Source organism: Microbacterium aurantiacum, from assembly GCF_031625015.1.
Classification (GTDB): Bacteria; Actinomycetota; Actinomycetes; order Actinomycetales; family Microbacteriaceae; genus Microbacterium; species Microbacterium aurantiacum.
In genome coordinates this window covers 168243-192456 of sequence record NZ_JAHWXH010000001.1, presented here as the reverse complement: position 1 = coordinate 192456, position 24214 = coordinate 168243, and the positions used below count along the sequence as shown (strand labels likewise).

The window sequence follows — 24214 nt, the reverse complement described above, 5'->3', positions numbered from 1 at the left end:
GCCGTCAACCCGTTCAGGAGTTCCGTGCGCGCCATCCACCCCGCCGCCGACGCGGCGCAGACCCCCATCGGCGCCAAGCTCCGCGCGGCGCGGACCGCGCAGGGGATGTCGCTCGCGCAGGTCGCGCAGACCACCGGGCTCAGCAAGGGGTTCCTCAGCCGGGTCGAGCGCGACGAGACCTCGCCGAGCGTCGCGACCCTCGTCCAGCTCTGCCAGGTGCTCTCCCTGCCCGTCGGCGCCCTCTTCGCCGCGCCCGACGTCCAGCACGTCACGCTCGCGGATGCGCCGCGGATCAATCTCGGCGGGGTGAACGCCGACGAGCGTCTGCTCTCGCCGCGCGGGGAGCAGCGGGTGCAGCTGCTGCGCTCCGACCTCGCGCCCGACGCCCACGGCGGCGCGGACCTCTACACGATCACCTGCGAGGTCGAGACCCTGCACGTCGTGTCGGGCACCGTCAGCGTCCGCTTCACCGATCGCACGATCACGATGACCGCCGGCGACGCCCTCACCTTCCCGGGGCGCGAGCCGCACACGTGGCGTGTCGAGGGCGGGGAGCCGGCGGTCGCCCTGTGGGTCATCGTCCCCGCGCCCTGGAGCGGCTCGGCGTGAGCAGCACAGCGCCTAGGCTGATCCGGTGAACGCGGAATCGGCTCGGCCCGGCGCGCGGGACGCCGCCCCGAGCGACACCCCGCGCGAACGCACCGTCGGCGGGATCTACGCCTTCAGCGCGTACCTGCTGTGGGGGTTCCTGCCGCTCTACTTCGTCCTGCTCGTCCCCACCGGGCCGTGGGAGCTCGTCGCCTGGCGGATCGTGTTCTCGCTCGTCTTCTGCGCGCTGCTGCTGTCGGTGACGCGGTCGTGGGGGCGACTCGCACGGATCGTCCGACAGCCGCGGCTCCTCGGGCTCACGGCGCTCGCGGGCGGGCTCATCTACGTCAACTGGCAGGTCTTCATCATCGGCGCCCTCACCGGGCACGTGATCGAGACGAGCCTCGGCTACTTCATCAACCCGATCGCGACCGTGCTCCTCGGCGTCCTCGTCTTGCACGAGCGGCTGCGGATCACGCAGTGGATCGCGATCGGCCTCGCCGCCGTCGCGGTGGTCGTGATCATCGTCGGGTACGGGAGCTTCCCCTGGATCGCGCTGACCCTCGCGGCGAGCTTCAGCCTCTACGGGCTGGTCAAGAAGCGGGTCGGACCGACGGTGGATGCCGTCAGCGGTCTCACGCTCGAATCGGCGTGGCTGATGCCGGTGGCCGCGGTGCTCCTCACCGTTGTCGGTACGACGACCGGCCTCACCCTCGGCACCGCCGGGACCCTGCACACCGTGCTCCTGGTCGGCGTCGGTGCCGTCACCGCGGTGCCGCTGCTCTTCTTCGCCGCCGGCGCGCGACGCGTCCCGCTCACCGTCATCGGCCTGCTGCAGTTCGTCGCGCCGATCCTGCAGTTCCTCATCGGCGTCTGGGTCCTCCAGGAGCCGATGCCGGTGGAGCGGTGGGTCGGATTCGCCCTGGTCTGGGTCGCGCTCGCCGTCCTCACCGTCGATTCGCTCGTCAACGCGCGTCGACGGGGAGTCTCGGATGTCGCCGAGCTGACCTGATCGGCGGGCGAACTAGGGTTCGTCAGCGGACGAGGCGCGCTCAGCGGACCAGTCGCGCGATCGCCTGTGTCGCCTCGGTGATCTTCTCGTCGGCCTCGGGGCCACCCAGTCGCGCGGCGTCGACGACGCAGTGGCGCAGGTGATCCTCGAGGAGCCCGACGGCGACCGCCTCGAGCGCGCTCGTGAGCGCACTGATCTGCGTCAGGATGTCGATGCAGTACTTCTCCTCGTCCACCATGCGGTGGACCCCTCGCGCCTGCCCCTCGATGCGCTTGAGGCGCGCGAGGTACTTCTCCTTGTCGGTGATGTACCCGTGATGGGCGTGGTCGGGCGCGGGGTCGTGGGCGTCGGTCACGAGGACTCCTTCATCGGAGCGGGCGAGGGGGAGGGAGCGTTCGAGACGGTGGGTGACGGGACGGCGGGCAGCGCCCGGAACGAGCGGAGCCGTGCACTGTTCGCGACGACGAACGTCGAGGACAGCGCCATGGCGGCCCCGGCGATCATCGGGTTCAACAATCCCAGAGCCGCCAACGGCAGCGCGGCGACGTTGTACGCGAAGGCCCAGAAGAGGTTGGTCTTGATGGTGCGGAGCGTGGCGCGCGAGAGGCGGATGGCGTCGGCGGCGCTGCGCAGGTCACCGCGGACGAGCGTCAGGTCCGACGCCTCGATCGCGGCATCCGTTCCCGTTCCTATCGCGATGCCGAGGTCGGCCTGCGCCAGGGCGGCGGCGTCGTTCACGCCATCGCCGACCATCGCCACCACGCGACCGGACTCTTGGAGCTTCCGGACCACGTCGACCTTGTCGGCGGGGAGGACGTCGGAGACGACCTCGTCGATCCCGACCTCGCGGGCCACCGCCTGAGCCGCCCCGGCGTTGTCGCCGGTGAGGAGGATCGGAGTGAGCCCGAGGGCGCGGAGGTCGGCGACGGCCTGACGCGCGTCGGGCTTCGGCGTGTCGGCGACGACGATCAGTCCCGCCGCGACCCCGTCGAGGGCGACCAGCACGGCCGTTCGTCCGGCGGCCTCGGCCGCCGTCTGCGCTTCCAGGAGCTCGTCCGGTACGGCGACGGCCCACTCCCGCAGCAGGGCGGCGCGTCCGACGAGCACCGCCCGGCCCTCGACCTGTCCCGAGACGCCGAGCCCCGGGATGTTCTGGAACGCCTCGACCGCAGGCAGCGGAGTCTCCCCGGAGGCGGCCGCGGCGATCGCACGCGCGATCGGATGCTCCGAGGAGTCCTCGAGCGCCGCGGCGGCACGGAGAAGGTCGGCCTCGGTGGCGGGGGAGAAAGCGCGGACCTCGGTGACCGACATCCGCCCGGTCGTCACCGTCCCGGTCTTGTCGAGCACCACGGTGTCCACGCGTCGCGTGGACTCGAGCACCTCCGGACCCTTGATCAGGATGCCGAGCCGCGCGCCGCGGCCCGTGCCGACGAGGAGCGCGATGGGGGTCGCGAGACCCAGCGCGCACGGGCACGCGATGATCAGCACCGTCACCGCGGCGGTGAAGGCGAACGACGCGGGGGCGCCGAGCACGAGCCAGGTGGTCAGGGTCAGGGCGGAGAGCACCAGCACGATCGGGACGAAGACGCCCGAGATCCGGTCGGCGAGGCGCTGGATGCGGGCCTTGCCGGACTGGGCCTCGTCGACGAGCCGCGCCATCTGGGCGAGCTGGGTGTCGGCGCCCACCCGGGTGGCGCGCACCACGAGGCGGCCGGCGGTGTTCACCGTCGCGCCGACGACGGCGTCGCCCGGCGCGACGTCGCGGGGGACCGACTCGCCCGTGACCATGGAGACGTCGACCGCGGAGGTGCCCGCCTCCACGACTCCGTCGGTGGCGACCTTCTCGCCCGGGCGCACGATGAAGCGGTCGCCGACGGCGAGGGTCGCGATCGGCACGCGGGACTCGACCAGGACGCCCTCGGCATCCGGTCGGAGGACCGCGGCGTCCTTCGCACCGAGATCAAGGAGCGCGCGGAGTGCGGCCCCGGCGCGACGCTTCGCGCGCATCTCGATGTAGCGGCCGGCGAGGACGAACGTGGTGACCCCCGCGGCGACCTCGAGGTAGATGTCGCCGGCGCCGTCGCTCGGCTGGACGGTCCACTCGAAGGAATGCGTCATGCCCGGCATCCCCGCGTGTCCGAGGAAGAGGGCGTACAGCGACCACAGGAACGCCGCCGTCACACCCATCGAGATGAGGGTGTCCATGGTCGCTGCGCCGTGGCGCAGATTGATCGCCGCCGCCCGGTGGAACGGCCACGCGCCCCACACCACCACGGGGGCCGCGAGGGCGAGGCTCGCCCACTGCCAGTACGTGAACTGCAGCGCGGGCACCATCGCGAGCACGATCACCGGCACCGACAGGACGACGGCGCCGATGAGGCGCTGCCGGAGCGCGCGGAGCTCGGCGCCCTCGCGCGGAGCCGTGTCGCCGGCATCCGCCCCGGGCGCCGCCGCCGCGGAGTCGCCGGAGGGGGCGGGGAGCGTGGCGGAGTATCCGGTCCGGCCGACCTCAGCGACGAGGTCGGCCGGGTCGAGATCGACCGGGGCCGTGACGACGGCGCGCTCGGTGGCGAAGTTGACGGACGCCGAGACCCCCGGCATCCGGTTCAGGCGCTTCTCGATCCGCGCGGCGCACGAGGCGCACGTCATCCCGCCGATGTCGAGCCCGATCCGGGCGCGCGGCTCGGTGAGGCTGTCGGGCGGGACGACGCTCACGAGGAGCGGACCGCCTCGTAGCCGGCCTCGTCCACGGCGGCGAGGACGTTGTCGTCGGTCAGGGGCGCGTCGCTGGTGATCGCGAGGACACCGGTGCCGGCGTCGACGGCCACGTCGCGCACGCCGTCGATCTTCGTCACTTCGGTGCGTACGGCCGCTTCGCAGTGGCCGCAGGTCATACCGGTCACCTGGTACGTGGAGGTCTGGGTCATCGGTGGACTCCTTCGTGAGGAATACGGGAGGGGGTACAACGCACCATCGTATACCCCTCCTGGGTATCGGGTGCGGGAATCGAGCGATCTGCACAATCTCGGCCCGCGAAGTAACGATTCGGGTGCGTTACACATCGTTAACGAATGGCAACATTCCCGACGCGGGGCCCGCACTAGGTTTAGGGCACTGGGTCGGCGCCCGAGCCGTTCCCGCGATCACAACCCACAAGGAGCAAGATGAGCGTCTTCACCCGCTCGCGCAAAGCAGCCTTCGGCGGCATCGCGCTCGCCGGCGCCAGCGCCCTCGTCCTCGCCGGCTGCGCCGGTGGCGACTCGGGCGGCGGAGCCACCAGCGAGCCCGTCGACACGCGCGACCTCACCCTCAAGATCGGCACGATCCTCCCGCAGACCGGTGCGCTGGCCTTCCTCGGCCCGCCCGAGGAGGCGGGTGTCGGCCTCGCCGCCGCCGACGTCAACGCGTACTCCGAGACGACCGGCCTCACCATCGACGACATCGTCTGGGGCGACTCGGGCGACGCGGCGAACAACGCCTGGCAGACCACGAGCCCGCGCCTCATCTCCGAGGGCGTGACCGCGGCCATCGGTGCGGCATCCTCCGGTGTGACCAAGCTGTTCCTCGACGACCACGTCGCCGCGGGCGTCATCACCTTCTCGCCGGCGAACACCTCGGCCGAGTTCACCACGTGGGACGACAACGGCCTGTACTGGCGCACCGCTCCCTCGGACGTGCTCCAGGGTGAGGTGCTCGGCAACCTGGTCGCCGAAGACGGCCGCCAGAACGTCGCCACGATCTACCTCAACGACTCGTACGGAACCGGCCTCAACCAGTTCTTCACCGACGCGTTCACCGCCGCCGGCGGCACCGTCGTGGCGTCCGAGTCGTTCAACGCCGGTGACACCACGTTCGACGCGCAGATCTCGGCCGTCCTCGCCGAGGACCCCGACGCGATCGTCCTGATCACCTTCGACGAGGTCTACACGATCGCCCCGGCGCTGATCAACGCCGGCTTCCCCGGTTCGGACCTGTACTTCGTCGACGGCAACCTCGCCCAGTTCGGCGAGTCGGCGGACTGGCCCGAGGGCGCGAGCCTCGAGGGCGCCAAGGGCACCACGCCCGCCGGCCCGAACACGCCGGAGGACTTCCAGGAGCGCCTGAACGAGTGGTGGGTCGGCGAGGGCAACTCGGATCTCGCCGAGTTCGCGTACGCCAACGAGTCCTACGACGCCGTCGTGCTGCTCGCCCTCGCGGCCCTCGCCGCGAACTCCACGGATGCCGCCGACATCGCCGGCAAGCTCCAGGAGGTCTCCGGTGGCACCGGTGACGGCGAGACCTGCACCACGTACGAGGAGTGCGCCGACATCATCCTCGGTGGCGGCGTGGCCGACTACGACGGCTACTCCGGACCGATCTCGTTCGACGAGAACGGCGACCCGACGGGTGCCACGATCGGCATCTTCGAGTTCGACGCGGACAACATGTTCAACCGCATCGACCTCTGAGTCTCACTCACGCAGGAAGAGAGGAGCCCCCGGGAATCATCCCGGGGGCTCCTCTCTTGTGTCGTGTGCGTGTGCGCTCAGTCCTCTTCGGACCCGAGCGTGCCGAGGTAGAGGCCGATGACCTTCGGATCGTTCAGCAGCTCGCGGCCGGTGCCCTCGTAGGCGTCACGACCCTGGTCGAGGACGTACCCGCGATCGCAGATCTGCAGGCACCGGCGGGCGTTCTGCTCGACCATGATCGTGGTGACGCCGGCCTTGTTGATGTCGGAGACGCGGATGAAGGCGTCGTCCTGGCGCACGGGGGACAGACCCGCGGACGGCTCGTCGAGAAGCAGCACCGAGGGGTCCATCATGAGGGCGCGCGACATCGCCACCATCTGGCGCTCGCCGCCTGAGAGCGACCCGGCACGCTGCTTGAGGCGCTTGCCGAGCTCCGCGAAGATGCCCGTGACGAACTCCAGGCGCTCGGCGTAGGCTTTCGGATTCTGGTAGAGCCCCATCTGCAGGTTCTCTTCGATCGAGAGCGACGGGAACACGTTGTTGTTCTGCGGCACGAAGCCGATGCCCCGGGCGACGAGCTTGTCGGACTTCAGCCCCACGACGCTCTTGCCGTCGACGGTGATCTCGCCCTCGCGCACCTTGACCATGCCGAAGATCGCCTTGAGCAGCGTGGACTTGCCGGCGCCGTTCGGGCCGATGATCCCGATCAGCTCGCCCTTACGGGCGGTGAGGTTCGCACCGTTGATGATGTTGATGCCCGGAAGGTACCCCGCATAGAGGTCCTTGACGTTGACGACCAGGTCCTCCGTCGCCGTCGATGCGGCGGGTGGAGTGGGGGAGGCGGTGGGATCGGCGGTCATTTCTGCTCCTCTTCGGCCTCGTGCACGGCGGCCTCCTCGGCCTCCTTGATCTCTTCCATCAGCTGGATCGCCTCGGTGTTCATCTCGCCGGCGACACGACCGGTCACCACGCCGAGGTCGACATCCTGATGGCTGCCGAGATAGGCGTCGATGACGGCCTTGTCGTTCATGACCGTGTCCGGCGGGCCCTCGGCGACGACGCGGCCTTCGGCCATGACGACGACCCAGTCGGCGATGTGGCGGACCATGTGCATGTCGTGCTCGACGAACAGCACGGTCATGCCGAGGTCCTTGAGGTCGAGGATGTGGTCGAGCAGCGACTGCGTGAGCGCCGGGTTCACGCCCGCCATCGGCTCGTCCAGCATGACCAGCTGCGGGTCGCTCATGAGCGCGCGCGCCATCTCGAGGAGCTTGCGCTGCCCGCCCGAGAGGGAAGCCGCGTAGTCATCCGACTTGGCGTCGAGCTTGAAGCGGGCGAGGAGCTCGCGCGCCTTCGCCTCGATGTCGGTCTCCTGCTTCCGCCAGATCGCGGGGATGATGCTCGCCCAGAGGCTCTCGCCCTTCTGATGCGCGGCACCGAGCTTCATGTTCTCGAGCACCGTCAGCAGCGACAGCGCCTTCGTCAGCTGGAAGGTGCGCACCTGACCCATGCGGGCCACCTTGAACGACGGGATGCCGGAGAGCTGCTTCCCGTCGTACGACCAGGTGCCCGAGTTCGGCTTGTCGAAGCCGCACAGCAGGTTGAACAGCGTCGTCTTTCCGGCGCCGTTCGGCCCGATGAGGGCCGTGATCGCATGGCGTGGGATCTCGAGGTGCTCCACGTCGACGGCGGTGAGGCCGCCGAAGCGTCGCGTGACGTGGTCGATGACCATGATCGGATCGGTCTTGGCGACGCCGGGGACCGCCTCGCCGGTGGCGAGGCCCGTGGTCTTCGGGCGACGCGCGCCCGGCGCCGGGCTGGATGACGGGTTACTTGACAAAGGTCAGCTCCCTCTTGTTTCCGAAGATGCCCTGGGGGCGGAAGATCACGATGAGCATGAGCGCCACACCGACCAGGATGAATCGCAGAGTCGCCGCCTGGATCGAGGTGATCGGCAGGACGCCGACCGCGGCGAGGGCGGGGAGGAAGGCGTCGAGGAACGCCATCAGCACCCAGAAGATGACTGCGCCGACGACCGGACCGAACACGGTCGCGGCGCCGCCGAGGAGCAGGATCGTCCAGATGAAGAAGGTCAGCGACGTCTGGTAGACCGCGGGGACCACCGCCGACGGGAGGGCGAAGACCACACCGCCGAGGGCACCGAAGACGCCACCGATCATGAGGGCCTGCATCTTGTAGGCGAAGATGTTCTTCCCGAGCGAGCGGACGGCGTCCTCGTCTTCGCGGATGCCCTTGAGGACGCGACCCCAGGGGCTGCGCATGAGCGCCCAGACGAGATAGACCGCGATGCCGAGGAGGACGAGGCCGAACACGCGCACCCACAGCTGGTCGGCCGAGTAGGTGAACGGGCCGAAGCCGTACGTTCCCGGCGGGAAGGGGTTCGCGCCGCGGAAGCCTGCGTGGTAGCCGCCCAGACCGTCGGCGGAGTTGGTGTACTCGTCGAAGACCTGCGTCGTGAAGAGGAGGCGCACGATCTCGGCCGCGGCGATCGTCACGATGGCGAGGTAGTCCGCCCGCAGTCTCAGCGTCGGGATGCCGAGGATGAACGCGAAGATCATCGCGCCCACGCAGCCGATGAGGATGCCCACCCACCAGGGGAGGCCGAAGCTGAGGATCGAGATGGCGTACCCGTAGGCGCCGATGGCCATGAAGCCGGCCATGCCGAAGTTGAGCAGGCCCGCGTAGCCGAAGTGCACCGCCAGGCCCACCGCCGCCAGCGCGTACGCGATGGTGACCGGGCTGAAGATGTAGCCGAGGCTGAGGTTGATGATCTGTCCGAAGTCCACGGTCGGCCCCTACCCGAGTCTCTCTTTGCGACCCAGGATTCCCTGAGGTCTCACCAGCAGGATGAGGATCAGTACCACGAGGGCCCCCACGTACTTGAGGTCCGACGGGATCCAGAGGGTGGACACTTCCACCAGGATGCCGACGATCAGCGAACCGATCAGGGCGCCGAACGCCGTCCCGAGACCGCCGAGGGTCACCGCGGCGAAGATGAGCAGCAGCACCTGCATGCCCATGTCCCACTTCACGCCCGGGCGGAAGTAGGCCCACAGCACGCCGGCGATCGCTGCGAGCGATGCGGAGAGCATCCACACGACCCGGATGACCCGGTCGACGTTGATGCCGGATGCCGCGGCCAGTCCCGGGTTGTCCGAGATGGCCCGCGTCGCCTTGCCGATGCGGGTGCGCAGCAGCCAGTACGCCACCCCGGCCAGCGCGAGGACGCTGATGCCCATCGACCACATGTCGATGACGGAGAGGCTGATCGGGCCGATCAGGTCGATCTTCGGCGAGCCGGCGCCGGGCAACTGGTAGGTGCCGCCGCCGATGAAGAACTGGAAGACGTAGCGGCCGGCCAGCGACAGACCGATGCTGACGATCATCAGCTGCACGAGCCCGATGCCGCGCCGTCGCAGCGGTTTCCAGAGCCCGGCATCCAATCCCCATCCCAGGGCGACGCCGGCGACGAGGACCAGGGGGATCACGATCCACATGGGTAAGCCGAACCCTGCGAAGAGCAGAGCCATCACCGCGCCGAAGGTCAGCATCTCGGCGTGCGCGAAGTTCGTCAGGCCCGTCGTTCCGAAGATGAGCGAGACGCCGACGGCGGCGAGGGCGAGGAGCAGGCCGAAGTTGATGCCGTTGACGATCCGTTCGGTGAACTGGTCGACGAACGACGTGGTGACGCGGGTTCCCTCGCCGAGGAAGAGGTTCAATACGCGAGAGTTGGTGAGTCCGAACTCCACCTCGAACGACGCCGAGGTGCCCTGCACCGGCGCGATGCCCTCGGGCAGGAGGGTCGGGTCGACGATGACGCCCTCCGGGAGCGTGTCCTCGTCGACGATGAAGGTGTAGGTGTCCTTTTCCGGCACGTACAGGCGCCAGCGGCCGTCGGCGTCGGTCACGGTCGTGGCGTCGAATCCGCCGCCCTCGATCGAGACCTCGACACCGGGGACGGGGTCGTCCTCGAAGTTGATGAGTCCCGAGAAGTAGAACTGCGTCTGCTCCTGGTCGCCGCCCGGTTCATCGGGAGCGACGAGTGCCGTCTCGGTGTCGGCGGACGCGACGGCGTCGGCGGATGCGGGAGGAGCAGCATTCGCTCCGGTGGGGGTGGCCAGCAGCATCATGGCCGCCGCCATCAGTGCACCGGCCATGATCACCACCCGATGCAGTGGTCGACCGCGCGACAGCTGCTTTGCGGTCACAGTCGTAGGACCCACGAAACCTCCAGTTCAGCACCACGCGCACGCCGAAGTCCGGGTCGCATCGGCCGTGATGAACGACGGTATGAGGTTACTGTTTCGTCGGTGTTTCGCCTACTTTCCGATCGATGCGGATACCGAGATGTGATCTGGGAGCGGTGCCGCACGGGCAGAGTGCATGGCCGCGACTCGCCGGGAGTAGCGGCGGGGTGCCGACGTTAGAATCGTCAGCACGACCCGCGCACGCGCGCGATCGTGCCCGCGATACCCCCGAGCGCAGGAGAACCATGGATCAGCACGACCCCTTCGGCTTCGTCGGTCTCACCTACGACGACGTGCTGCTCCTCCCCGGGCACACCGACGTGATCCCGAGTGAAGCCGACACCTCGTCGCGGGTCACGCGCCGCATCACCGTGGCCACCCCGCTGATCTCCAGCGCCATGGACACCGTGACCGAGGCGCGCATGGCGATCGCGATCGCCCGCGAGGGCGGCCTCGGCATCATCCACCGCAACCTCGCGATCGCCGAGCAGGCGTCCATGGTCGACCGCGTCAAGCGCAGCGAGTCGGGCATGATCACCGACCCGATCACCACCACGCCCGACGCGACCATCGAAGAGGTCGACGCGCTGTGCGCGACGTACCGCATCTCGGGGCTTCCGGTCGTGGACGAGGACGGCATCCTCCTCGGCATCATCACGAACCGCGACATGCGCTTCGTCTCCGGGTTCGAGCGCCAGACGACGAAGGTCCGCGACGTCATGACCCGCGAGGGTCTCATCACCGGACGCGTGGGCATCGGCGCCAACGAGGTGATCGCCCTGTTCGCGCGGCACCGCGTGGAGAAGCTGCCGCTCATCGACGACGACGGCAAGCTCGCCGGACTCATCACCATCAAGGACTTCGACAAGAGCGAGAAGTACCCGCTCGCCACCAAGGACGAGCACGGACGACTCCGCGTCGGGGCCGCCATCGGCTTCTTCGGCGACGCGTGGGAGCGTGCCGAGGCGCTCCGCGACGCCGGTGTCGACGTCCTCGTGGTCGACACCGCGAACGGGCAGTCCGCCGGCGTCATCGACATGGTCCGTCGCATCAAGGCCGACGCGTCGTTCGAACACATCGACGTCATCGGCGGCAACGTCGCCACCCGCGAGGGTGCGCAGGCGCTCATCGATGCGGGCGTGGATGCCGTCAAGGTGGGCGTCGGGCCCGGCTCGATCTGCACGACCCGCATCGTCGCCGGTGTCGGCGTGCCCCAGGTCACCGCGATCTGGGAGGCGTTCCAGGCCGCCCGCGAGGCCGGCATCCCAGTCATCGCCGACGGTGGACTGCAGTACTCGGGCGACATCGCCAAGGCGCTGGTGGCCGGAGCCGACACCGTGATGCTCGGCTCGCTCCTCGCCGGCACCGACGAGTCGCCGGGGGAGATCGTCTTCCAGGGTGGCAAGCAGTTCAAGCTGTACCGCGGGATGGGCTCGCTCGGGGCGCTGCAGACCCGCGGCAAGAAGACCTCCTACTCCAAGGACCGGTACTTCCAGGCCGACGTGCCCAGCGACGACAAGCTCATCCCCGAGGGCATCGAGGGGCAGGTCGCGTACCGCGGCCCCGTCTCGGCGGTCGCCTACCAGCTCGTCGGGGGACTGCGGCAGTCGATGTTCTACGTCGGCGCGCGCACGATCGACGAGCTGAAGGCGAAGGGCAAGTTCGTGCGGATCACCCCCGCGGGCCTGAAGGAGTCGCACCCCCACGATGTACAGATCGTCGTGGAGGCGCCGAACTACAAGCGGTAGCCCTCGACGCCCGCGGGTCGGACGCTACCCTGGTCGCGTGATCAGGTCGCGGCGGCATCCGGAGTCCACGCAACGCACCACGCGCCTGGAGGCCTTCACCGACGGGGTGTTCGCGATCGCCGCGACCCTGCTGGTGCTCGACCTCACCTCATACTCCCTCGGGGCCGTCACCTCCGACGCCGGAATGTGGTCCGCGCTGTCCGGGATGACCGCGCAGGTGTTCAACTTCGTGCTCAGCTTCGTCCTGCTGTGCCTGCTGTGGATGGTGCACGTCTCGCAGTTCGAATACATCGCGCGGGTAGACGCGGTCATGCTGTGGCTCAACAACGGCCGCCTGCTGTTCGTCGTCCTCGTCCCGTTCGCCACCAATGTCACCACCGAGTACTCGGAGTGGTTCGCGGGGCGCCTGGCGATGCCGGTGGTGTTCTTCGGCGCGGTGCTGTTCAGCCGGCTGCAGTTCGTGTGGGCGCGGCGGCGGCGCGAGGAGCTGATGCCGGATGTCACCGGCCGCGAGGCCGCCGTCATGGGGGCCGATTCGGCCAGCGCGCTCACCCTGAGCGCCGTCGTGCTCGTCGCCGCGCCGTGGATCGGCTCCATCGCCTTCCTCCTCTTCGCCCTGGATCCGGCGCTCTCGCGCGTGTTCGCGCGTCGGACCGAACGCCGGTTCCCCGTCGCAGGCGCCGGGTAGGCTGGAGGGCGTGACCATGGAGATCGAGATCGGCCGCGCCAAGCGCGCCCGTCGCGCGTACACGTTCGACGACATCGCCGTGGTGCCCTCCCGGCGCACGCGCAACCCGGAGGACGTCTCGACGGCATGGTCGATCGACGCCTTCCAGTTCGACATCCCGGTGCTCGGCGCCCCCATGGACTCGGTCGTCAGTCCGCGCACCGCCATCATGCTGGGGCAGCTCGGCGGTCTCGGCGTCCTCGACCTCGAAGGGCTGTGGACCCGGTACGACGACCCGGAGCCGCTGCTGGCCGAGATCGCCGGCATGGAGAAGTCCGCCGCGACCCGCCGCATGCAGGAGCTGTACGCCCAGCCCGTGCGTCCGGAGCTGGTCCGCGACCGTCTCGCCGAGATCCGCGCCGCCGGCGTCACCGTCGCCGGATCCCTCACGCCCCAGCGCACGCAGGAGCTGTACGAGACCGTCGTCGCCGCCGGGGTCGACCTTTTCGTCATCCGCGGCACCACGGTGTCCGCCGAACACGTCTCGAGCGTCGACGAGCCGCTGAACCTCAAGAAGTTCATCTACGACCTCGACGTCCCGGTCATCGTCGGCGGCGCCGCCACCTACACCGCCGCCCTCCACCTCATGCGGACGGGCGCCGCGGGCGTCCTCGTCGGCTTCGGCGGCGGAGCAGCATCCACCACCCGAGCGACTCTCGGCCTCCACGCGCCGATGGCGACCGCCGTCGCCGACGTCGCCGGGGCCCGCCGTGACTACCTCGACGAGTCCGGCGGACGCTACGTGCACGTCATCGCCGACGGCGGCGTCGGCACGTCCGGCGACATCGTCAAGGCCCTCGCCATGGGGGCGGATGCCGTCATGCTCGGCGTCGCGCTCGCCCGGGCGACCGACGCCCCCGGCCAGGGCTACCACTGGGGCCCCGAGGCCCATCACCCCAAGCTCCCGCGCGGCCGCCGTGTGAAGGTCGACCAGGTCGCGCCGCTGGAGGAGATCCTCTACGGCCCCGCCCCCGTCGCCGACGGCACCGCGAACCTGATCGGTGCGCTGAAGAAGTCGATGGCCACGACCGGCTACTCCGACCTGAAGGAATTCCAGCGCGTCGAGGTCGTCGTCGCCCCCTACGGAACCGGATGAGCACGACCCGCACCCCGGACGCCCCGCCCGCGGAGCCGGACGACGCGGAGGTGTTCCCCCCGACCCTGCGCGAGGTGATGCTGCGTCCGCAATGGATCGCGCTCCTCGCGCTGTGCCTCGTGATCGCGGGGATCTTCGCGTGGCTCGGACAGTGGCAGCTCTCGCGTGCGATCGACACCGACCCGCCGCCGCCCGGTGCGACCGAGCAGGTCCAGCCGCTCGAGGAGATCACCCAGCCGGGCGAGTACCTCCCCGAGCCGTTCGTCGGTCAGCGCGTCGAGACGCGCGGGTCGTGGGTGCCCGGCGACTTCCTCATCGTCTCCTCCCGCTTCAACGGCGGCGTCGAGGGGTACTGGGTGACCGGGCAGCTCCGGCTCGCCGACGCGGCCGTCCCCACCTCGATCGCGGTGGCGGTCGGCTGGGCGGCGGACGCCGTCGTCGCGCAAGACGCGGTGGACGACCTGAACGCCGCCGCCGCGGCATCCGAGGGGGAGGTCGTCGACATCACGGGACGCCTCATCTCCGACGAGGGCCCGGCCCTTCCCGACAGCGGTGATGACCCACAGACCATCACCCGGATGTCGCCGCCCGCGCTCCTCGCGCAGTGGAGCGACACCGACGGACTCGAGGTCTTCCGCTCGTTCATCGTCGACGACGCCGCCGCGCCCGGGCTCGTCGAGATCGACTCGCCCGCGCCCGAGGCGTCCTCGCCCGTCAACTGGCTGAACATCTTCTACGCGCTGGAGTGGGCGATCTTCGCCGGCTTCGCGTTCTACCTCTGGTACCGCCTCGCCCGCGACCAGTGGGAGAAGGAGCTCGAAGACCTCGAGGACGACCCCGACGCTCCCGCGGACCCCGAGGATGACGCTTCGGTGGCGCCGTCCGGTGGGCCCGAGCCCGTTGCACCCGCACCAAGGCGCGACTGAACGGGATAGGCGCGGGTCGCCTGTCGTCTCTGGCGGGTCGGAGGCCCCCGCACCGGCACCAAGGCGCGAGTGAACGGGGCTGGGCTGCGCGAAGTGAAGTCCAGACGCGGATGACGCGGGGGTGAACGGGCGGCGACACCATGTGCACGTCAAGCCGACGGCGCAGAGAAGACTGGGTGCGGACCGGGCGCGAACGGATGTCGCACGCGGGACATCGGTGAACAGACGGCGAAGTTCGCGCTAACCCACCGATTTCGGCGAAAGCGGGCCGCCAGACTGACCGCGGGCCCCGCCACGGGGCTCGCGCCCCCAGCGCTCCCCTCGCCCGGCCTCCCGAAGCCGGCTCTCTGGAAAGGCCCTTTCGCGTGCCCAAAATCGGACACTCCACGCTGATCACGGCGGGAATCGTCGCCGCCTGCGTCGGTCTGAGCAGCATGGCCGGCGGCGTCGCCGTCGCCGCCGGTGGGGGCCTCGCCCCGCCGCCTGCCGACCCCGCCACCATCCACCGCCCGCTCGCCGCGCCCGACCGCATCATGCTCACCCCGTCGGCCGACCCGGCCACGACGCAGTCGGTGACCTGGCGGACCTCGGATGCCGTCACCACCCCGCGGGTCGAGTGGGCCGTCCCCACCGCCGGTCCTGCGACCGCCGCAGGTTCGGTCGACGCGGAGACCACCGCGCACACGGCGGACCTCGGCTACGAGGTGCGGTTCCACACGGCGACGCTCACCGGGCTCGAGCCCGATACGGCCTACCTGTACCGCGTCGGCGACGGCGAGACCTGGAGCGAGTGGCTGGAGTTCCGCACCGCCGCAACCGACGACGGCGGGTTCAGCTTCCTCATCCAGGGCGACGCGCAGAACGACAACCGCGCGTACACGTCCCGGGCCTTCCGGGCGGCGTTCGAGGCGCGCCCCTACGCCAAGCTCGCCCTCCACGTCGGCGACCTCATCGACACCGACACGAGCGACGCCGAGTGGGGCGAGTGGAACGAGGCGGGTGCGCTGGCGAACCAGCACATGAACCTCATCGCCACCCCCGGCAACCACGAGTACTACCCTGGGCCCGACCTGGCGCCGTACTGGCGCACCCAGTTCGCGTTCCCGCTCAACGGTCCCGAGGCCGACATCCTCGACGAAACGGTCTACCGCGTCGACTACCAGGGCGTGCGCTTCCTCAGCCTGAACTCGATGCGGGCATCGGGCGCCCTGCTGGAGCAGCAGACCGCGTGGCTTGAGGAGCAGCTGCGCGACAACGACAACGCCTGGACCGTCGTGACCTTCCACCACCCGCTCTTCTCGGTCACGAGCGGGCGCGACAACGCCACCATCCGCGAGGCGTGGCTGCCGCTCCTCGAGGAGTACGACGTCGACCTCGTCGTCTCGGGACATGACCACGCCTACGGCCGCGGCAATCTCGTCGCGAACGAGGCGGACCTTCCCGAGGGAACGGATGCCGCCGACAGCCACACCGGGCCGGTGTACCTCGTCACGGTCGCCGGGCCGAAGATGTACGTGCCGGACCCGCCGACGAACAACAACTGGACGGTCAACGGCGCGAACCTGCGCGCGATGGCCCGTGACCTGCAGTTCTTCCAGACGGTCGACGTCACCGACGACGGGCGTATGCACGTCGAAGCGCGGACGGTCGACGGTGCGCTCTTCGACGCGTTCACGATCACGAAGGATGCCGACGGCAAGGTCGTCTCGACCGACGAGGCGTGGCTCGGTGGCCCGGGGTCGACCCGCGAGGGCGTGGCCGCTCCGGCCCTCCCGACGGACCCGACCGATCCCACGGACCCCACCGACCCGACGGACCCGACCGACCCCACGGACCCCACCGACCCGACGGACCCGACCGACCCGACCGATCCGACCGACCCTGACGACGGCGGCGCCACCCCGACTCCGTCGCCGACCTCGTCCGCGCCGGTCGACGTGCCCGTCTCTCCGTCGCCGACCCCGACGCCCTCCGCGGCTCCGGCATCCGGCGACCTCGCGGTCACGGGCGCTGCGGCTCCCGTCGGCTTCATCGCCCTCGGCGCACTCCTGACCGCCGGCGGCGCCACGGTCCTCCTCCGCTCGTTCTCCCGCAACCGAAAGGCCTCCTGAGCCATGGCTCCCTCCCGCGCTCGACGCGCACGACAGCGCCTGATCGCCACCGCGGTCACCCTCGGCATCGCCGCAACCGGCGGCATCGTCCTGGCCCCCGCCGCTTCCGCCGCGACCGATTCCGCGGCGGAGCGGTACGCGCCGCTTCGCCAACCCGACCGGATCACCCTCACCCCGGGGGCGGATCCGACCACCGAGCAGACCATCACGTGGCGCTCGTCCACCCAGGTGACCGAGGGCGTGGTGCAGTACCGCGCGGTCACTCCCGAGCCGTACCCGGGCGGCATCCTGACCGCGACGGCTGCCCGGCGCATCGAGCAGACCACCGGTCTCGGATACACCCAGGCCGTGCACTCGGCGACCCTGACCGGCCTCGAGCCGGGTGTGGCGTACATGTACCGCGTGGGCGACGGCACGACCTTCAGTGAATGGCAGGACTTCGAGACCTCCTCGGCGACCTCCGACCGGTTCTCGTTCGTCTACCTCGGCGACATCCAGAACGGCATCCTGAGCGACGGCTCCCGCGTGGTGCGGAACGCCTTCCGCGACCGGCCGAACGCCGACCTCGTCGTGCAGATCGGCGATCTGGTCAACGACGCCGAGGCGGACGACCAGTGGGGCGAGCTTTACGACGCGTTCTCGTACACCCTGGGCACCCAGAACATGCTCACCACTCCGGGCAACCACGAGTACGAGGGCGGGCTGTCGGCGCAGTTCAGCAGCCAGTTCCCCTACGCCGACAACGGTCCCGAGGGCGAGGGTGAGATCTACGACCGCCTCGACGGCACGGTGTACTACACCGACCACGAGGGGGTGCGCTTCGTCGCGCTCAACAGCAACGTGGTCGACACCGAGGGACTCGAGGTGCAGGCCGCCTGGCTCGACGAGGTGCTGACCGAGAACCCGAACCCGTGGAGTGTGGTGTTCTTCCACCACCCCGTGTACTCGCTCGACGAGGGCCGGAACAACCTCGGCATCCGTCAGTCGTGGGGCCCGATCCTCGAGGAGCACGACGTCGACCTCGTCCTGAGCGGCCACGACCACGCCTACGGGCGCGGCAACCTCCGTGCGAACGAGACCGACCTTCCGGCGGGAGCGGATGCCGAGCTCAGCCAGACCGGACCGGTCTACGTCAGCGCGAGCGTCGGCACGAAGTTCTACGAGGCGGGTCCGCGGCACTGGAACGAGAACGACGCGCACCTGCGCCGCCTCGTGACAGGTGTGCAGACTTACCAGGTCATCGACGTCTCGGGCGGCACGATGCGCTTCGAGGCGCGGACGGCCGACGGGGCCGTCCTCGACGGCTTCACGATCACCAAGTCCGAGGGGCAGAAGCTCGTCGTCGACGGCGTCGAGCCGCAGATCATCGACCCGGGAACCCCGGCCCCGTGCCTGGGTTGCGAGCCGAATCCTGATCCCGGACCGACCGATCCCACGGATCCGACCGACCCCGGCGACCCGAGCGAGTCGTACGTCTACGAGCGCACGAAGGACCTGCTCTCGGTCAACCGCTCCAACGCGGCGCTCCCCGCGGGTGTGGCGTACCACCAGGAGCGCGATCTGCTCTACCTCGGCGACCAGAACGGCCGCACGATCTTCGAGATCGATCCCGAGACGGATGCGGTGCTCCGCTCGATGACCCTGCCGGAGAACATCCGCGACCTGGGTGTCGATGAGGAGCGCCAGCTCCTGTACGTGGGGCAGCAGAACCGCAACTGGGTCGTCGTCTCAATCGCCGACGAGGACTTCGGCCAGGTGCTGCGCGGGTCGTACCCGATCATCGAGTCCAACCGCTCGCTGGATGTTGACCCGGTCAACGACTTCGTCTACGTCGCCGTCCCGGCGCGCGGCGTCGAGGTGTTCCGCGCGTCGACGGGGGAATCGCTCGGCGTCGTCAACGGCACCGCCGACGCGTACTACGTCGCGGCGGACCCCGAGACGGGCATCATCGTCACGACGAAGTTCTACTCGGTCGCCGGGGCGATCGGCATCCAGGCGTTCGACTCCACGCGTGGGTTCGCGCGCATCTGGGAGCGGGAGGCCCGTGCCGGTGCCCGACAGGTCGACATCGACAGCACGAACGGTCTGCTGTACATCGGGTACACGGGCACCTCGGCCTCCGCGGGCGGGTTCTCCGTGCACGACCTCCAGACCGGTCAGGAGCTGGTCGACATGGTGGGTCCCGACTACGGCAAGGACGGGTACGGCATCACCGTCGACGAGGAGCGCCAGCGCGTGTTCGTCGCCAACCGCGACTTCCGTCTGAACCCTCCGGGCGAGGAGATGACGGCCGCCGCGGTGACGGTCAGCACGCGTGTCCTCGACGCCGAACCGGTCGATCCCACGGACCCGACCGATCCCACGGACCCGACCGATCCCACGGACCCGACCGATCCCACGGACCCGACGGACCCGACGGACCCCGTGGACCCGGCTCCGGCCGAGCCGTGGGTCGCGACGGCGCTCGCCGCGATCCCCACCGAGACCCCCGAGGGTGCGGCGGAGGTCCGCGCGGTCGGGTCGGTCGTCGATCCCGCGACGGGCTTCGTCTACGTGGCCGATGAGATGCGTCCGGCGCGCGTGCACGTCATCGATCCCGCCGAGGATCGCGTCGTGCGCGTGATGACGGTGCCGAGCATCGATCCGGTCCAGGACGGCATGCGCGACATCGCCCTGGACCCCGAGGGCGGCCGGTTGTTCGTCGCCTTCGGCAGCAACTGGGTCGAGATGGACGCCGCCACGGGAGCGAAGCTCGCGGGTCCGTTCGCGTTCTCCGGCGGCATCCGCGGAATGGATGTCGACGTCGCGGGCGGCCGCGTGTTCGGCGCCACGCGCGGCGACGGCTTCGAGGTCCGCGACATGGTGACGGGTGACCTCATCCAGCAGGTGAGTGGACCCGCCGACGGGGGCGCGTGGCGCACGCACGGCGTGGCGTACGACGCGGCATCCGACCGCATCTACGTCTCGACGAGTGACGCCACGGGCTCCACCGACGGGATCCGCGTCTACGCGGGGACGGACTACACGCTCGTGCAGCGGATGCCGTTCGCCGACGCGGACTTCCGCTCCATCGCCGTCGACGCTCCGGGTGGGCTCGTGGTCGTCGGACGCCAGACCGATCTGTTCGAGCAGTCCGGCGTGAGCGTCTACCGCGCGGAGGATCTCACGGAGGTCGTCCGCCTGTCGGCGCACGAGTACGGCAACAAGGTCTACGGCGTCTCGGTGGATGCCGAGCGCCGGACGCTGTTCGTCTCGGCGCGGGACCGCTATCCCGTGGGGCTCGTGAGCATCACCCTCCCCGCCGCGGAGTGAGCCGGCGCGTATCGCCCCGTCCCCCGCGGGGGCGGGGCGATACGCGCGCGCGATGAGACCGGAGGGCACGCCCCGCGCCCCCCAAACGCGCCTCTTCCCCATCCGGTTCACTTGTCGCCTCCGGCGGGTCTGAGGCCTCCGCACCCGCATGTCGGGACGACTGAACACGCGCAGGGCCTGACTCCCGGCAACGCCGACGCTTTCGCGATTGTCGACGGGGGAATCGTCGCCGCGCGCATCGGACCGACGCGCATCGCCCCATCCCCGCGGGGGCGCGACGGTGGCCGCGGTTTCAGTGGCGCCTTCCGGCGGGTCCGAGCCCGCCGCACCCGCACCTCGGCGCCACTGAACGGGAGGAGCCCCCGCGGGGGCGGGGCGATACGCGCGCGCGATTACACTGGGGGGCATGCCCCGCGCCCCCAAACTCGCGTCTTTCCCTGCCATCCGCGGTGCGCTGAAGTTCTATCAGATCGCCTCGATCATCACCGGTGTCGGTCTGCTCCTCCTCGTGGCGGAGATGATCCTGAAGTACACCCCGATGCACATCGAGCTCTTCCTCGGGGGAACGGGCGGGTTCCTGTGGTTCGCCCCGGTCATCGCCGGCGCCGACTGCGAGTGGTGGTCGCTGTTCCTCCCGAGCACGAACTCCTGCGAGATGATCTCCACCGGCGACGGATTCAACATCTCGCTGTTCATCCTCGTCGCGCACGGCTGGTTCTACGTCGTGTACCTGTTCGCGTGCTTCCGCATCTGGAGCCTCATGCGCTGGCCGTTCCTGCGCTTCATCACCCTGGCCCTCGGCGGCGTCGTGCCGCTGCTGTCGTTCTTCATGGAGGCGCGGGTGGCCCGTGAGGTCCGCCGCTACCTCGCCGACCGCGAGGCCGCAGCCGCGGCATCCGCATCGTCCACCGTCCCCGCTTCGGAAGGCACCCGGTGACCGAACAGACCGAGACGTCCCAACGTCCCGTCCTCGTCGTCGACTTCGGCGCGCAGTACGCGCAGCTGATCGCACGTCGCGTCCGCGAGGCGGGGGTGTACAGCGAGATCGTCCCGCACACCGTCTCGGCCGAGGAGATCTCGGCGCGGAACCCCGTCGGCATCGTCCTCTCCGGGGGGCCGTCGTCGGTGTACGAAGAGGGGGCGCCGCGCCTCGACCCCGGCGTTTTCGAGCTCGGGGTCCCCACGCTCGGCATCTGCTACGGCTTCCAGGTCATGGCCCGAACCCTCGGGGGAGAGGTCGCCAACACCGGTCTCCGCGAGTACGGCGCGACCGACGCCACGATCATCACCGACAGCGTGCTGCTGGAGGGCCAGCCGGTCGAGCAGAACGTGTGGATGAGTCACGGCGACCAGGTCTCCGAGGCCCCCGCGGGATTCACGGTCCTCGCGCGCACGGCTGCGACCGCGGTGGCGGCCTTCGCGAACGACGAGCGCCGGCTCTACGGCGTGCAGTGGCACCCCGAGGTCAAGCACTCCGACCACGGTCAGCAGGTGCTGGAGAACTTCCTCCATAAGGCCGCGGGTCTTCCCGCCGACTGGAACAGCGGCAACGTCATCGCCGAGCAGGTCGAGAAGATCCGCGCGCAGGTGGGGTCCGGCCGCGTGCTGTCGGCGCTGTCCGGCGGCGTCGATTCCGCCGTCTCCACCGCGCTCGTGCACGAAGCCGTCGGCGACCAGCTCACCGCGGTCTTCATCGACCACGGACTGCTGCGCAAGGGCGAGCGCGAGCAGGTCGAGAACGACTACGTCGCCTCCACCGGCGTGCGCCTCATCACCGTCGACGCGCGCGAGACGTTCCTGAACGCCCTCGCCGGCGTCAGCGACCCCGAGGAGAAGCGCAAGATCATCGGGCGCGAGTTCATCCGCGCATTCGAGAAGGTGCAGGCCGACCTCATCGCCGACGCCGCGGCCGAGGGCGACCCGATCCGCTTCCTCGTGCAGGGGACCCTGTACCCCGACGTCGTCGAGTCCGGCGGCGGGAGCGGGACGGCGAACATCAAGAGCCACCACAACGTCGGCGGACTCCCCGAAGACCTCCAGTTCGAGCTCGTCGAGCCGTTGCGGACCCTCTTCAAGGACGAGGTCCGTGCGATCGGTCGCCAGCTGGGCCTTCCCGAGGCGATCGTGGGTCGCCAGCCGTTTCCGGGGCCCGGCCTCGGCATCCGGATCGTGGGTGAGGTCACCGCTGACCGTCTCGAGATCCTGCGTGAGGCCGACGCCATCGCCCGCGCGGAGCTGACGGCGGCGGGCCTGGACAACGAGATCTGGCAGTGCCCGGTCGTGCTCCTCGCGGACGTCCGCTCGGTGGGCGTCCAGGGCGACGGCCGCACGTACGGCCACCCGATCGTGCTGCGCCCGGTCTCGAGCGAAGACGCCATGACGGCCGACTGGACGCGTCTGCCCTACGACGTGCTGTCGAAGATCTCCAACCGCATCACCAACGAGGTCCGCGACGTCAACCGCGTCGTGCTGGATGTGACCTCCAAGCCCCCGGGCACCATCGAGTGGGAGTGATCCCCCCGCAGGATCCGGCCCCGCACGCGACATTCCCGGATGCCGCGTACCTGGTGCTGTCAAGCCGGCTCATCCCCGATCTCGACGGGGGGTTCACCCTGGCGACCCTCGCACGGGCACGGCAGATGGCGGATGCCGGTGTCGCCGGCGGCGCCGGTCCGCTCCTGCTGACGGTGGATCCGGGGACGCCGGCCGATCACGCGCGGCACCGAGCGATCTTCGCCGAGCGCGGTCTCGTGCGGCATCCGGAGCGGATGCGGAACCTCTTCGACGAGGCCGCCGACCCGGACGGGGGCGCGGCCGCATGGCTTCGGGAGGCGGCGGTCGCCCGCGAGACCGACGCGGATGCCGCGGCTCCCGTCGACGCGCCGGACTACCGCACGCTCACCGGCGTCGACGGGGCTCCGGTGATCGGGCTGCCGGTCATCGCCGGTGACCCCGACTGGCACACCTCGACCGCCGCCGTGCGGGTGCACGGGCGGAACGGCTCCGTCGTCGGCACGCTCGCCGGTTTCGGCGCCCTGTACCGGGCGTGGCTCGACCACGTCGTGGCGGGAGAACGCGCGATCGCACCCCTTGGCCCGCGGCCGGTCGTCGTCGTGTGCGAGTCGCGTCAGCTCGGCGAGCTCCTCGTGCCGTGGTCCGATCCCGGGGCGCGCATCGTCCACGCGATCCACACCATCCACCTCGAGCCGCCCTACACCCCGGACGCCCCGATCAACGCGCTGTGGAGCCGGTGGTTCGCCGTCGCCGACCGGTTCGACGCGATCCTGTGGCCGACCGAGGCACAGCGCTCGGACGTCGCGCGCCGGTTCGGAGACGCCCCCGGGTCGGTCGTCGCGCCGCACGGAGTTGAGATCCCCGCGACCGCGATCCCCGCGCCCGGATCGACCGGACACGCGGGCCGCGTCGTGATGCTGAACCGTCTCGCCCCCGGCAAACGCGTCGACCACGCGATCCGGGCGTTCGCGGACGTGCGGGCGGCGGTGCCGCACGCCACCCTCGACGTCTACGGCGAGGGGGCCGAGCACGCGGCACTGGAGCACCTCATCGACGAGCTCGGTCTCGCGGAGGCCGTGCGCCTCCGGGGGCGCACCGACGACCCCGTCGGCATCCTCGCCGAGGCCGCCGTATTCCTGTCGACCTCCGCGTATGAAGGGCAGGGCCTCGCCCTCGCCGAGGCGCTGGCGACCGGATGCCCGGTGGTCTCCTACGACGCCCCGTACGGCCCGCGCGAACTCCTCGCGCGGGGAGGCGGCGTGCTCGTGCCCGACGGCGATGAGCACGCGCTCGCCGAGACGCTCATCGGCGTGCTTCGGGATGCCGCGCTCCGCGATCGGCTGTCGGCGGAGGCGGTGCCGTCGGCGCGCGCAGTCGACCCCGCCCACGCCGCCGCCGCCCTCGCCGCGGCGTGCGCCCTGGCGCTCGCGCACCCCGCACGGAGGCTCCGGGGCTGATCCCCTA

The 24214-nt window shown here is 70.2% G+C and carries 19 protein-coding genes; 12 read left to right on the top strand and 7 right to left on the bottom strand.

Annotated elements, in window-relative coordinates; genetic code table 11:
* Positions 1-24 precede the first annotated feature (24 nt).
* Positions 25-609: a helix-turn-helix domain-containing protein gene (locus KZC50_RS00855; protein ID WP_053548529.1), complete on the top strand. Its 585-nt coding sequence runs from the start codon at positions 25-27 to the stop codon at positions 607-609.
* Positions 610-634: 25 nt separating this feature from the next.
* Positions 635-1600, top strand: a complete 966-nt coding sequence (rarD, locus tag KZC50_RS00850) for an EamA family transporter RarD (RefSeq protein ID WP_310890251.1) — start codon at positions 635-637, stop codon at positions 1598-1600.
* A 40-nt stretch (positions 1601-1640) separates the two neighbouring features.
* Here rarD and KZC50_RS00845 read toward each other — a convergent pair whose 3' ends face one another.
* From KZC50_RS00845 to KZC50_RS00835, 3 genes are all read right to left on the bottom strand, one after another.
* Positions 1641-1955, bottom strand: coding sequence for a metal-sensitive transcriptional regulator (locus tag KZC50_RS00845; protein ID WP_053548527.1), 315 nt, complete (start codon positions 1953-1955; stop codon positions 1641-1643).
* Positions 1952-4249, bottom strand: coding sequence for a heavy metal translocating P-type ATPase (locus KZC50_RS00840; RefSeq protein WP_310891509.1), 2298 nt, complete (start codon positions 4247-4249; stop codon positions 1952-1954). Before KZC50_RS00840 ends, KZC50_RS00845 begins: the two co-directional genes overlap by 4 nt.
* Positions 4250-4311: 62 nt before the next feature.
* Positions 4312-4527, bottom strand: coding sequence for a heavy-metal-associated domain-containing protein (locus KZC50_RS00835; RefSeq protein ID WP_310890250.1), 216 nt, complete (start codon positions 4525-4527; stop codon positions 4312-4314).
* Between the two features lie 237 nt (positions 4528-4764).
* Here KZC50_RS00835 and KZC50_RS00830 point away from each other — a divergent pair, with 237 nt between their 5' ends.
* Positions 4765-6048 (top strand): ABC transporter substrate-binding protein, encoded by a 1284-nt coding sequence (locus KZC50_RS00830; RefSeq protein WP_301135593.1) that lies wholly within the window; start codon positions 4765-4767, stop codon positions 6046-6048.
* A gap of 77 nt (positions 6049-6125) precedes the next feature.
* Here KZC50_RS00830 and KZC50_RS00825 read toward each other — a convergent pair whose 3' ends face one another.
* The 4 genes from KZC50_RS00825 to KZC50_RS00810 form a co-directional block, all read right to left on the bottom strand.
* On the bottom strand, positions 6126-6908 hold the full coding sequence (locus KZC50_RS00825) for an ABC transporter ATP-binding protein (protein ID WP_310890249.1): 783 nt from the start codon (positions 6906-6908) through the stop codon (positions 6126-6128).
* Positions 6905-7780, bottom strand: coding sequence for an ABC transporter ATP-binding protein (locus KZC50_RS00820; protein WP_310891508.1), 876 nt, complete (start codon positions 7778-7780; stop codon positions 6905-6907). The genes KZC50_RS00825 and KZC50_RS00820 overlap by 4 nt, the downstream gene beginning before the upstream one ends.
* Before the next feature lie 97 nt (positions 7781-7877).
* Entirely contained in the window at positions 7878-8855 is a 978-nt protein-coding gene (locus KZC50_RS00815) for a branched-chain amino acid ABC transporter permease (protein WP_053548522.1), read from the bottom strand.
* 9 nt (positions 8856-8864) lie between these two features.
* A complete protein-coding gene (locus tag KZC50_RS00810) occupies positions 8865-10226 on the bottom strand; it encodes an ABC transporter permease subunit (RefSeq protein WP_375294557.1) in 1362 nt (453 codons plus the stop codon).
* A 335-nt stretch (positions 10227-10561) separates the two neighbouring features.
* Between KZC50_RS00810 and guaB the strand changes: the two genes are divergently transcribed.
* The 9 genes from guaB to KZC50_RS00765 all read left to right on the top strand — a co-directional run bounded on the left by guaB (position 10562) and on the right by KZC50_RS00765 (position 24207).
* Positions 10562-12064, top strand: coding sequence for an IMP dehydrogenase (gene guaB, locus KZC50_RS00805; protein WP_301135589.1), 1503 nt, complete (start codon positions 10562-10564; stop codon positions 12062-12064).
* A 37-nt stretch (positions 12065-12101) separates the two neighbouring features.
* Positions 12102-12752 (top strand): TMEM175 family protein, encoded by a 651-nt coding sequence (locus KZC50_RS00800; RefSeq protein ID WP_310890248.1) that lies wholly within the window; start codon positions 12102-12104, stop codon positions 12750-12752.
* Positions 12753-12768: 16 nt separating this feature from the next.
* Positions 12769-13887, top strand: a complete 1119-nt coding sequence (locus KZC50_RS00795; protein ID WP_310891507.1) for a GuaB3 family IMP dehydrogenase-related protein — start codon at positions 12769-12771, stop codon at positions 13885-13887.
* Entirely contained in the window at positions 13884-14813 is a 930-nt protein-coding gene (locus tag KZC50_RS00790) for an SURF1 family protein (protein WP_310890247.1), read from the top strand. Before KZC50_RS00795 ends, KZC50_RS00790 begins: the two co-directional genes overlap by 4 nt.
* A 365-nt stretch (positions 14814-15178) precedes the next feature.
* Positions 15179-16924 carry a purple acid phosphatase family protein gene (locus tag KZC50_RS00785; RefSeq protein ID WP_310890246.1) on the top strand — a complete coding sequence of 582 codons (1746 nt, stop codon included), beginning with the start codon at positions 15179-15181 and terminating at the stop codon, positions 16922-16924.
* Positions 16925-16927: 3 nt separating this feature from the next.
* Positions 16928-20236, top strand: coding sequence for a metallophosphoesterase (locus KZC50_RS00780; protein WP_310890245.1), 3309 nt, complete (start codon positions 16928-16930; stop codon positions 20234-20236).
* A gap of 406 nt (positions 20237-20642) precedes the next feature.
* Positions 20643-21173, top strand: coding sequence for a DUF3817 domain-containing protein (locus KZC50_RS00775; protein ID WP_301133663.1), 531 nt, complete (start codon positions 20643-20645; stop codon positions 21171-21173).
* Complete coding sequence (gene guaA / locus KZC50_RS00770) at positions 21170-22750, top strand: glutamine-hydrolyzing GMP synthase (RefSeq protein WP_301133665.1); 1581 nt, start codon at positions 21170-21172, stop codon at positions 22748-22750. The genes KZC50_RS00775 and guaA overlap by 4 nt, the downstream gene beginning before the upstream one ends.
* Positions 22747-24207: a glycosyltransferase gene (locus KZC50_RS00765; RefSeq protein WP_310890244.1), complete on the top strand. Its 1461-nt coding sequence runs from the start codon at positions 22747-22749 to the stop codon at positions 24205-24207. The genes guaA and KZC50_RS00765 overlap by 4 nt, the downstream gene beginning before the upstream one ends.
* The last annotated feature ends 7 nt before the right edge of the window (positions 24208-24214 follow it).

What these genes read in the sequence shown, in the direction of transcription:
- KZC50_RS00840 (WP_310891509.1), bottom strand. Translation starts at nt 4,249, where the DNA reads ATGACGTGCGCCTCGTGCGCCGCGCGGATCGAGAAGCGCCTGAACCGG.
- KZC50_RS00835 (WP_310890250.1), bottom strand. Translation starts at nt 4,527, where the DNA reads ATGACCCAGACCTCCACGTACCAGGTGACCGGTATGACCTGCGGCCAC.
- KZC50_RS00830 (WP_301135593.1), top strand. Translation starts at nt 4,765, where the DNA reads ATGAGCGTCTTCACCCGCTCGCGCAAAGCAGCCTTCGGCGGCATCGCG.
- KZC50_RS00825 (WP_310890249.1), bottom strand. Translation starts at nt 6,908, where the DNA reads ATGACCGCCGATCCCACCGCCTCCCCCACTCCACCCGCCGCATCGACG.
- KZC50_RS00820 (WP_310891508.1), bottom strand. Translation starts at nt 7,780, where the DNA reads ATGGTCATCGACCACGTCACGCGACGCTTCGGCGGCCTCACCGCCGTC.
- KZC50_RS00810 (WP_375294557.1), bottom strand. Translation starts at nt 10,226, where the DNA reads ATGGCCGGTGCACTGATGGCGGCGGCCATGATGCTGCTGGCCACCCCC.
- guaB (WP_301135589.1), top strand. Translation starts at nt 10,562, where the DNA reads ATGGATCAGCACGACCCCTTCGGCTTCGTCGGTCTCACCTACGACGAC.
- KZC50_RS00795 (WP_310891507.1), top strand. Translation starts at nt 12,769, where the DNA reads ATGGAGATCGAGATCGGCCGCGCCAAGCGCGCCCGTCGCGCGTACACG.
- KZC50_RS00790 (WP_310890247.1), top strand. Translation starts at nt 13,884, where the DNA reads ATGAGCACGACCCGCACCCCGGACGCCCCGCCCGCGGAGCCGGACGAC.
- KZC50_RS00780 (WP_310890245.1), top strand. Translation starts at nt 16,928, where the DNA reads ATGGCTCCCTCCCGCGCTCGACGCGCACGACAGCGCCTGATCGCCACC.
- KZC50_RS00775 (WP_301133663.1), top strand. Translation starts at nt 20,643, where the DNA reads ATGCCCCGCGCCCCCAAACTCGCGTCTTTCCCTGCCATCCGCGGTGCG.